Origin of the sequence: Anaerococcus sp. HMSC065G05, from assembly GCF_001812365.1 — a bacterium.
Lineage (GTDB): Bacteria > Bacillota > Clostridia > Tissierellales > Peptoniphilaceae > Anaerococcus > Anaerococcus vaginalis.
The window spans coordinates 693-11,206 of the sequence record NZ_KV808688.1 but is presented as its reverse complement, the minus strand read 5'-3'; the positions used below and the strand labels follow the sequence as shown (position 1 = coordinate 11,206).

9 protein-coding genes and 1 pseudogene are annotated in these 10,514 nt (G+C 32.1%); all 10 read right to left on the bottom strand.

All coding sequences use genetic code 11. The features are described from left to right. Positions 1–51 precede the first annotated feature (51 nt). Positions 52–258 (bottom strand): hypothetical protein, encoded by a 207-nt coding sequence (locus tag HMPREF2852_RS00690; protein ID WP_070605109.1) that lies wholly within the window; start codon positions 256–258, stop codon positions 52–54. 446 nt (positions 259–704) lie between these two features. After that, positions 705–1,226 (bottom strand): hypothetical protein, encoded by a 522-nt coding sequence (locus HMPREF2852_RS00685; protein ID WP_070605106.1) that lies wholly within the window; start codon positions 1,224–1,226, stop codon positions 705–707. 191 nt (positions 1,227–1,417) lie between these two features. Next, positions 1,418–2,269, bottom strand: coding sequence for a hypothetical protein (locus HMPREF2852_RS00680; protein WP_070605102.1), 852 nt, complete (start codon positions 2,267–2,269; stop codon positions 1,418–1,420). A gap of 443 nt (positions 2,270–2,712) precedes the next feature. After that, positions 2,713–2,775 (bottom strand): annotated as a pseudogene (locus tag HMPREF2852_RS10250) (23S rRNA methyltransferase); the annotation flags it as partial. A gap of 494 nt (positions 2,776–3,269) precedes the next feature. Then, entirely contained in the window at positions 3,270–3,854 is a 585-nt protein-coding gene (locus HMPREF2852_RS00675) for an MptD family putative ECF transporter S component (protein WP_070584889.1), read from the bottom strand. 10 nt (positions 3,855–3,864) lie between these two features. Then, the gene (locus HMPREF2852_RS00670; RefSeq protein WP_070584887.1) at positions 3,865–4,569 is read right to left on the bottom strand and encodes an energy-coupling factor transporter transmembrane component T; all 705 of its coding nucleotides are present in this window, start codon (positions 4,567–4,569) and stop codon (positions 3,865–3,867) included. Further along, on the bottom strand, positions 4,559–6,076 hold the full coding sequence (locus HMPREF2852_RS00665; RefSeq protein WP_070584885.1) for an ABC transporter ATP-binding protein: 1,518 nt from the start codon (positions 6,074–6,076) through the stop codon (positions 4,559–4,561). Before HMPREF2852_RS00665 ends, HMPREF2852_RS00670 begins: the two co-directional genes overlap by 11 nt. Before the next feature lie 2 nt (positions 6,077–6,078). Then, on the bottom strand, positions 6,079–7,788 hold the full coding sequence (locus tag HMPREF2852_RS00660) for an ABC transporter ATP-binding protein (RefSeq protein ID WP_070605099.1): 1,710 nt from the start codon (positions 7,786–7,788) through the stop codon (positions 6,079–6,081). Beyond that, a complete protein-coding gene (locus HMPREF2852_RS00655; RefSeq protein ID WP_070605096.1) occupies positions 7,781–9,520 on the bottom strand; it encodes an ABC transporter ATP-binding protein in 1,740 nt (579 codons plus the stop codon). The genes HMPREF2852_RS00660 and HMPREF2852_RS00655 overlap by 8 nt, the downstream gene beginning before the upstream one ends. A gap of 103 nt (positions 9,521–9,623) precedes the next feature. After that, positions 9,624–10,196: a TetR/AcrR family transcriptional regulator gene (locus HMPREF2852_RS00650; RefSeq protein ID WP_070605093.1), complete on the bottom strand. Its 573-nt coding sequence runs from the start codon at positions 10,194–10,196 to the stop codon at positions 9,624–9,626. Between the last annotated feature and the right edge of the window lie 318 nt (positions 10,197–10,514).

Below are 10,514 nucleotides of genomic sequence, written 5' to 3'. Positions count from 1 at the left end.
GATTGAGCTTGTTGCTGAGCCACAAAATAAATCTAGGACCTTTTGATTTTCTCATAGAAAATCTTTGGCTGAAATATTTATTGTTTCTTTTTTATTTATTAGGTTAATGTTGTAAGTTGAATCTTTGTATTGGTTTTTTATATATGGGATAATTTTTTCGTCTTTTATTTTTATATTTAAAAGTATCTCTTTTTCGTTTGCTCTTATTGTTATTTCTTCTATGCTATTTGGATATTTTTTTGTAATATCTTTTGTCATTTCTTCTATCTGACCACTTCCATCACCCGTGATGGCTTTTTAAATATTCTTTTTTATTATTTCCTTTAATTTAATGCTTTTAGAGTTGTAGACAATACTTGAAAGTCTGTATTTGCTTGAATTAATTCTTCTCTTTCCTTTGCCACTTACCATATTAGCTCGTCTATCCATTTCTTCTTGGACTCGCATAAATATTTCTTTAGATATAATAGAAAAATAGCTTTTAAGATTTCTTTAAAATATCCTAAAAGCCACCTGTTTCAACACTTTTATATCTTGTTATTCTATTTCATTGACATCAATACCACACTCTCAAGCGTTTTAAAGTATAGAAAACCATTTATTTTACCACGATTGAATGAGCCTTGATATTACACTAAAAATAACATGGGGAATAGTACAAAACATCTGACTATCTCCCGTCTTTCTTAATTTTATTGTAACTCTTAATGAGTATCGTCTTTTTCTGATTGTTCTTGCACAAATTTGATGCTATTTTGAATATATTCTTTCTCTTTTTCTGTTGCAACTTCTTCTAATCGTTTATATAAAGCAATACATTCATTTCGTTTACCTAATACATTAAATGCAGTTGCAATATTGAGATACCATATCATTTCATCCTGCATTTCTTTAGGTTTCGTATCTATTGCAAGAAGTTTCTCTAAAAAGAGTTCTCCGTTTTTGTTTTCTTGATATTCTTTTACAATATCGTTATTCATTTTTCTAAACTGATGTCCTCTAAGCATTAAAACAAAGAATACAGTAAAGAGATAAACAATAGAAATAACGGCAATACCACCAACGATAACGCCTAAAAAGCCAATTGTTGATTTTACATAGGGAGCTATGTTCACATAAATAAATAGCAGTACCGCCCAAAATAGTAAGGCCCATCGGATAAGCCATTTATCTCTTTTTTCATATATTGCTCTTTTATTTTTTAGATTTTCGGGTTCGTAAATCATTTTATTTCACTCCTTTATTGCCACATCAATCAGAATTTGTTTTACTGAGTTCTACAAACTGGAATTTGAATTATTGATTATTTTAAGAAAATTTTTAGAAATTTATCAGTGTTAACTTTCCTCTGATTATAGCTTTCTATTTTGCTCTAACAGCATCAATTCTTCATCTGTTAATACGTTACCATTCATTGTTATTTTCCTCCTTGCTCAACACTTCCACGTATTTCAATATCAAATTCTTGACCTTTGCGAACAGTTCCAAGCGCAAATGCTATTCTTCCTTCCCTTACCTCCGAAAAATCCTTATGTTCAGAAGATGTAAATCTTTCGTTTCTACACACTTCCACCCACGGACCGCCATAAAACTTATTTTCTTTCATCCACGTAAAAAACTCTGTCGTAAATTTCATCAGTTCATCATCCGTTTTACAAATCTCATCCGAGATAAGGATGTAAGCCCCTATCCTTGAAATAGTGTGCTGCATTAAAAAATCTTCATTCAATTTTGTAAGTTCTTCCGTCTTCACATCTCCAACATCAAGACTCGATACATACACACGAAACTGTTCTTCCGGCAAAAACTCCGCAAAATGTTTATTAATCAACTTTTCAAATTCAATTCGTACTGCAAAATCCAAATAGTCGTCCTCATAATTTCCATCCTTTTTCGACACTTCAACCGTATCAATTTCGGAGTCATATCCGTCGGGAACAATCAATATGCGCGCTTCCTTATCCAGCAGTTCCGGATGATGATAGGCAATATATGTAAAATGCACTCCATACGGCGCATATTTCTCATTTACATATGTCAGCATATCGTCCGCCATACTAAGATAAATCTTTTGTTTGCCGGTAAGTTGGCTGTAATCAAGCGGAAGTTCTTCCTTTGTTAATATCTCTTTCTGCTGGTCGGTTAAAACCACATTCTGGTCCTTTGTTTCCGTATTGTTTGTGTAATTCGCACTCATTCTGCAACCCCCTAAACATAATATCATTATAAATATTGCTACAATTCCTATGCCACGCTTAAACATTTGCATTTTCCTCCTCCGTTGGGGAACTAAAATATTACTTTTTATGGTACTTTCATCAAACAGACCATCACTATAGTTTTACCACATATTATTTTTATAATATACAAAAAATATATATAATTAAAAATACTACGATCAATACCCTGAATATGTTATAGGTCATTAAATTCATCAGCGTCGAGTTAAAGACTTTGTATACTCTCTTGTAATTATTGTCATAATGATAATTGCAAAATAAACAAATTTCTCCAATAATTCACTCACTTTTTCAAAATGAATAAATTATTGATTTATTTCTTCGTCAAACAATATTACTTGATTTTATCTTCTACATATATCATAAATGCTAGTAATTTTTTTGTTCATTCTGCACTTCTATCATCCAAACAGTACATCTTTTTGATTTGCTTATATTTTGCCTCACTTTCAGCACTTGTCAAATCCAACTATATTTTAACACTTATGTATTTATCGACATCAAGTTTAGACAAAAGTGCTACCGTCTCCACATGGCTCGCAAAAACAGTATGAATAACAAGGCAGTGTATCCGTTCGTGGAAACTTATCAATCATACTTTTTAACGATAGAACAAGGCTATCGTTAAAAGGTTTAAGCTGTAATGATAATTATTTTCTAACTTTTTATTATAAACTAAATTTTAATATTTACAATCCACTGGTTATGTTGATTTTTGTCTATCTGCTCGATGACTTTTACCTTTTGTCCATTGACATTAAGGTAATATTCTTTTGGCATTTTATTTCCTCCATTTCTTTTTTGTCTGCGTTTTAAGACAAAAAAGGAGGACTTCTGCACATAGGCATAAGAAGTCCTCTGAAATTAAAGAATCCTGCTCTTTCTCTATACTTTAAATTTGATTTTTTATGGTAATTACCAGTATCAAAAAGGTCTATTGTTTTTTTCTATATGAATAACAGACCCTAAATAATACATAGCAATTACCTCCATTATTTAATCCATTTTTCCCTCACAAATAAAGATTGATTAAATCACTCCTGCTTTTTCAAAATGCTTTTTGAGTATCTTTGTTGCAACGAATGCTCCTATGCAAGCAAGAACAAAAGTTGTCAAACCAAAGCCTACTGCCCACGAAACTTTGAAATAAGATAATGCTTCATTTATTTGTGCTTCGCTCATTTTCCATTTTGACGCTCTTTCCACAAAAGAAGCTGTTCCGAATAAAATCACAGGAATTACTGTTCCTAAAAAATCTGCTAATGCAAATGTCCCATATCCAATAATCATTCGTCCCTTGCTCTCATAATTTCCTATAATCAAATCACATATAATTCCACCGATTACAGCAAAGACTGCATGAGGCAAATGTCCTCCTGACAACGCAATTAAACCAAGAAGCGTTCCTGATATTGTAAATACGCCCTTCTTTTTAACTTTCACAGCCATAAGAATATAAACCGTGGCAGCTACCATAAAGCTAACTCCTGAAGCAATAAATCCTCCAACAACTGTTGTTGCCATAGCAAATGCAACTGCCATGTATATGACAATTCCAATTGCATTAAAAATTCCGATTGTAATAAAATCACGACCATTTAATTTGTTTTTCATAAAAGTCCTCCTAATAAATTCTCTGTATTACTATCATAAGAGCAATCATAAAAGCTCCTAATAGTCCAATAGTTAAGTCTGCACATTTAAAATGCAATTCTGTTAATGTTACCCTATTCTCATCACTATCAAGTCCTCTAATGAGTGCTGAAGCTGACAATTCATCTGAAATCTTAATCATTCTCATTAAAAGCGGAACAAGTGTATATTCAATATATTTAATTGGGTGTAGCAATGGAAAAAATCTACTTGTTACAATTCCTCGAATCTTCATATTCTCTTTTAATGCCTTGAGTTCTGTTTTTATAGTTGGTACAAACCTAAGCAAAACACTAAAAGGTATACCAATGCTTCTTGGTACTTTCATTCTATTCAATGCTTCAAGCATTTCACTTACACTTGTAGTCTTTGTTATATATCCACCAAACATAGCAATTAAGGTCATTCTTGATGCAAAGTAAATAAACATATATATTGCAAATACGATGCTTGCTTCAGAAAACTTGCTAATCCCTAACTCTATGCCGTATAAAAGCACAAAAAACAAGATAAAGCGTAACGCCCTTTTCCACATACCGCTATATAAATATAGAAAAAAGGCAAAAACAATTAGTACAAAAAGTAAAATTGTATCGCTTATAAAAAAGCTCGTAAACCCAACAATTGGAAGTAGAGTAAGCTTTATTCTCGGATCTATATTTTTTCTATCTGACAAGCTCTCTACCTCCTCTCATCTTGTCTAATATGAGAAATTTGTTACTTTCACTCATATTCAAAACAGTTTCTATTTTTCCATCTCCCATTACCCACAGCTCGCTTACTGTGTTTGCTAAAAACTCAAAATCATGACTTATTACCAAAACTGTTGTCCCATTTTTTAATTGTTCTTCAATCAATTTTGCCACCGAAAGCATTGAGTCTTTATCACAACCTGATGTTGGTTCATCATAGATGAAAATCTTTGCCTGTTTCATCATTCCACAAGCTATTGTCAGTCTTTGTTTTTCTCCTCTTGATAAAGCAAACGGATGTTTATCAACGTATTTATCTAAGCCAAGTACATTCAAAATAAACTTTGCCTTTTGTGTATTTTCTTTTTTATCTTTACTTGAAATGCCAAGTAGCATTTCATCAAGTACACTTTCCGAAAACAACTGATAGTCTGAATCTTGAAAGACAAAATATGACATATCCATTAAATCTTTATGATTAAGCGACTTATCTTCTCCCGCCCATATTGTTCCATCTTTTATCTTCTCAAGTCCTGAAATCACTCTTGCAAAGGTAGTTTTCCCGGTACCATTTAAGCCGATAAGACCAATGGCCTTTCCACACTCCATATTGAAATCAAGATGATTTAAGATGTACTTGTTTTGTTTCTTTCCATCCTTAGCTACATTCGGATAGCAAAATCTCAATCCTCTTCCGTTGATACTTTCATCATTTAATTGATATGAATCTTTCTTCTCACTTATCCTGTATTCTTCTAATTCAAGAGTTCTTAGTCCATTTTCATCCCAAAACTCCCCTTCAAGATGGATAACTTCTTCCCGACTCAAGTCCTGTGCAATCTCTCCATCTTTCACCAAAAGAAAACGGTCAAATAAAGATTTTACATAGTACAAACGATGTTCAATTAGAACAACCGTTGTTCCGTTTTTCTTTAATTTCTCCAAAATTAAAAACAGATCAAATGTTGCTTTCATATCCAAATTTGCTGAAGGTTCATCTAAAATTAAAACTTTCGGATTCATCGCATAGATGCTTGCAATAGCTATCTTTTGTTTCTGTCCACTTGATAATTCAAAAACAGATTTTCCTTTCAGTTCCTCAATATCCAGTTCTGCATATACTTCTTCTACTCTCTGTTTGATTTCCTTTCTTGATTTACAAATCGTTTGAAGACCAAAAGCTATTTCTTCATCTGTAGTTGTCGTAAAAAACTGACTTCTTGGATCTTGAAATACAGTCCCTACAATATGCCCTATTTCATGAAGTAATAATTTGCTTATATCTTTTCCTGACACAAAGGCTTTTCCTTGCATTTTGCCTTTGTAATAATGCGGAATAAGACCATTCATTACACTTCCAAGAGTACTTTTACCGCTTCCACTTTTCCCTGAAATCAAAACAAATTCACCTTTTTTAATTTCAAGATTGATATTTTTTAAAGCAGTTCGCCCATCTTCCCATTCATAAGAAACATCTTTTAACAGAATCATGATTATACCTCGTACTGAGCTTTCCATAATTTTGTGTAGTAACCATTTTTATCAAGAAGTTCCCCATGCTTTCCTTTTTCAAGTAAATTGCCTTTTTGAAACACGAGAATTTGGTCAGCTTTTTGAATTGTCTTTAAATGATGAGCCACTACAAGTACAGTTCTATTTTTTGCAAGTTCTGTAATGGCATCTTGTATCAAAGATTCATTTACAGGATCAACATTACTTGTCATTTCATCAAGAATTAAAATAGGTGCATCCTTTAGAAAAGCTCTTGCAATAGATATTCTTTGTCTTTGTCCACCTGATAAAATCCCACCATTTTCTCCAATATCAGTTTCATAACCTTTTGGTAAACTCATAATGAAATCATGTATCTTTGCTTTCTTTGCAGCTTCAATGATTTCTTCTTCCGTTGCTCCTTTTTTACCTACCCTGATATTTTTTTCAATCGTGTTATCAAACAGTTGAACATTTTGCATGACAATACTAATGCGATCTAAAAGCTCATCATAAGGAATATCCCTTATATCAGTTCCTCCGAGTGTAATTTTCCCTTTATGCACATCATAAAATCTTAAAAGCAAGTTGGTTATCGTAGTCTTTCCACTTCCTGATTCCCCAACTAAGGCTGTCATTGTTTTTCCAGCAATAGAAAAACTCAAGTTTTCCATTTTAAATTCATCTTTTTCATAGGAAAAATCTATGTTTTCAAAAGCTATATCATTGTCTTTCGGAACAATTCCATTCACTTTATCCGGGATTACATCTGCATATAAAATTCTTGAAAGTCTCTCATAACTATCTACCGCCGAAACATAGTACATATAGTGTTGTTCCATAGAAGCGAATGGCTTATAAAACTCTTTTGAAATTACCGCAAAGATAATAAAATTAAGTACATCAAGATTTTCCTTTACAACAAATATTGTTCCTGCAATTAAAAGAACCAAATATCCAATATCCAGTAAAAATCCAAATATAGATAATTGTTTTGCCTTAAATCTTGAAGCTGATTTACTTGTTTCTCCAAACTTCTTTGTTTTATTCATAAGCTCATTATCCAAGCTCTTATTGTTAGAAAAACTCTTTAATACAGGTATTCCTCTCACATATTCAACAAATAGACTAACCATATCAAGAAGTGCTGAGTTATTCTGATTCTCTATTTTTTCAGATTGCTTAATTGTCAGATATAAAAAGATAAGTGCAATCGGAACAGATACAGCCATTAGAATAGCAAGTTTTAAATCAATACTTGCAAGACCAACAAATACGACTGCACCTATCAAAAAATCACCAAACATTCTTGACCACATGTGTCCTACAACAAGGGACATATTATCAACATCTTTGTGTAAAATTGTATTGATCTCGCCCAGTCTTTCATTGGTATAAAATCCCAAGCTGAATTTCTTTAATTTGATAATCATGCGTTCTCTTATTTGCTGAACAATATCAAAACCTGCACTATGCTTTTTCATATCTGCGACCATATTACAAATACCTTTGAAGACTACAAGTAATCCAATTGAAATAAAATATTTATATAGGCTTGCTAAGCTCGTTCCGTCAAAGATTTGGAACAGTATAGAAAATACGATAACAATCATGGCTATGGAGCTGAGTCCATAAAGGGCAAAGAATACACTTGATATAATCAAATCTCTCTTGCCAGTTTTTGTAAGTAGTTTTAACATTTCTCTAAACATTTTCTGTTACCACCTCTTTCAAATTCCATCTATCTACCTTGTTCTGTGCTTCAACCATATCCTTATAAAAATCACATCTTTTCATCAGCTCTTCATGGCTTCCTGCATCAAGAACAACGCCCTTATCCATAACTATAATTTGGTCTGAATCTCTAATCGTATTTAGATGATGAGCAATTGTAATGATAGTTTTATCCTTACTTAAATCATCAATCGCTTCACCGATTAGTCTTTCATTTTCACTATCAACAGCTGCCATTGCCTCATCTAATATTAAAATCGGTGCATTTTTAAGAATCATTCTCGCAATTGATATTCTTTGTTTTTCTCCACCGGATAACTTGACTCCCATTTCACCTACTCGTGTTTCATATCCATTTGGCAATGCTGAAATAAAATCATGGCATCTTGCTTTTTTAGCTGCTTCTATAACTTCTTCTTTTGTTGCATTTAGTTTTCCGATTGCTATATTTTCAAAAATGCTTAAATCAAAAAGGATAACTTCCTGTTGCACACTACCAATCAGCATTGATATATTTTCTTGACTATATTCTTTTATGTCTTTTCCATTTATCAGTATTTGTCCTTCGTCTGCATCCCAAAATCCCATAAGCAAATTAGATACAGTACTTTTCCCACAACCACTTGCTCCTACAAAGGCATTCAAACTATTTTTCTTAAAAGTTAAATTGATATTTTTAAGCTCAAAACCATCTTTTCCGTATGCAAAATTCACATCTTTAAATTCTATATTTCCAAACTCTAAACCTTGTTCTGTATTCTTGGTTGGAAGCGGAACTGTTAAAACTTTTCCTATGGACTTTAATGCTTCCTTAAACACAATAGAAAAATGTTGCAATGTAGCAGTCTTACTTATAGATGCAGTAAAAGCAGACGATAAAATTATTGAAAGAATAAAATTAGGTGTTGTAATATTCCCATGATAAAGAAAGATACTTCCCAAAATCATGACAATTACCACTCCAATTTCCATAAATATGTCAATGAGTCCCATTGGTATCGTAACCATCCCCATGCTCTTTTTAACCCAGTAAATATATTCTCTCGCCGTTTTTAATGTTCTTTCACTAATCTCCTCTTCTTTAGCAAAAGCCTTAATCACAGAAATATTTTTTACATATTCCATTAACTCTTCTCTCATCTTGTTTTCATGGTTAAAGTAAATAGCAAAGTTTTTATCCATTGTTTTCTGTGAAAGAACTTTTACCAAATACATGAGTGGAACTCCGGCAATCATACCAAGAGCAAGACGCCAATCCACAAAGATCATAGCTACAAAAATAATGGTAGGCAGAAGTGTAACTGACATTATTTCAGGAAGACCATGAGCAAGATATACTTCCACTTGTTCTACATCATGTTGAACAATGTTGGTAAGCTCCCCAGTATTATGTTCTTTAAAAAATCCTAAACTCAGTTTTTTCAGATGACTGATAATATCTAACCTAAGTTCTGTTAATTTTTCGTATGCTTTCTCATGGGCAACCTTTGTTGCAAAATAATAAAACACTCCTTTTAATACAAATGAAGTAAAGATTCCTAAGAAAATATATTTCAAATTACCTTCGTTAATATTGTTTGTGATTAAAGAACTAATCAAATATACAAGTAAGATTTGTGGTATCAAATCAAATACTATTTTTAAAGCAAGAAGTGAATTGGATAAACCATTTTTCCCAATCACTTTTTTCCTTAATTCTTTTTCCGACATGAACAACTCTCCTTTCAAAATTGAATAATATTGAATTTTAATTCAGTATTAAGGTTTAAAGTAAGACTTTGCTGATTACGCAAAGTCTATTTTTTAGTGCTGATTATAGGGATTCCACTCCCTTATAATAACACCTTGCAATAAGTTTTAGCATATCTTTTGCCCACTTTTCACTTTGATAGTGCCTTGCTATTTCAAGAAGCCCCTCTGTAAAGTTACTGGCTAAAATATGGGCAAGCATTGGATCATATTCCTCTTTTGATTGTCTTTTTAAACTTACTTCAATATGAACCTGCATTTGCGATATGAGTTTTTGTTTTGCTTCTGTATGCTTTGTACCTGAGCTTTTATCCATTAAAATAATTAACTTCTTACGATCTTTTAAAAGTTCATGAATATAATTTTCTCCAACTTCATCAAACCTTTCAGAAGCAGAACCTTTTTCCAAAGATTCTTCCTCTTTAAAAGCTGACTCGAAGTTTATATAAACAGAACTTACTACTGCATCAAACAAAACTGCCTTATTTTTGAAATAGGTATAAATGAGTGCCACAGGAATATCTGCTTCTTTTGCAATTTCTGTTAATTTGGCACCTCTATAATCCTTTTTATAAAATACTTTTTCTGCTGCTTCGAGTATTCTATTTCTAACTTCTTCTTTTAATACTTGTGCCATAGCACACCTCTTTCTATTCCAATACTGAATATATATTTAATAATAAATCAAAATTCAATATTTGTCAAGTTACATGTGGAAATTATGGCGTCCTTATGGTATAATATAGTTATAAATTCAAAACTTGCTTAATGCTTGCTATCTAATTCATTCTTATGTAGCAAGCACAGTAAGTGTCCGTACACTTACGAAAAAATTAATGAAGCAGTCCTTTGGGATCTGCTTCTTTTTTTATCAATTTTTAACTTGTTAGGGTGTACCCTAAGACCCCGAAATACATTCAAAGGATTTAATCAATCCTTATTCTCTCAATATTTA

Bases quoted from the DNA above. Each gene is read 5' to 3' on its own strand.
- HMPREF2852_RS00690 (WP_070605109.1), bottom strand. From the start codon at position 258: ATGACAAAAGATATTACAAAAAAATATCCAAATAGCATAGAAGAAATA.
- HMPREF2852_RS00685 (WP_070605106.1), bottom strand. From the start codon at position 1,226: ATGATTTACGAACCCGAAAATCTAAAAAATAAAAGAGCAATATATGAA.
- HMPREF2852_RS00680 (WP_070605102.1), bottom strand. From the start codon at position 2,269: ATGCAAATGTTTAAGCGTGGCATAGGAATTGTAGCAATATTTATAATG.
- HMPREF2852_RS00675 (WP_070584889.1), bottom strand. From the start codon at position 3,854: ATGAAAAACAAATTAAATGGTCGTGATTTTATTACAATCGGAATTTTT.
- HMPREF2852_RS00665 (WP_070584885.1), bottom strand. From the start codon at position 6,076: ATGATTCTGTTAAAAGATGTTTCTTATGAATGGGAAGATGGGCGAACT.
- HMPREF2852_RS00660 (WP_070605099.1), bottom strand. From the start codon at position 7,788: ATGTTTAGAGAAATGTTAAAACTACTTACAAAAACTGGCAAGAGAGAT.
- HMPREF2852_RS00655 (WP_070605096.1), bottom strand. From the start codon at position 9,520: ATGTCGGAAAAAGAATTAAGGAAAAAAGTGATTGGGAAAAATGGTTTA.
- HMPREF2852_RS00650 (WP_070605093.1), bottom strand. From the start codon at position 10,196: ATGGCACAAGTATTAAAAGAAGAAGTTAGAAATAGAATACTCGAAGCA.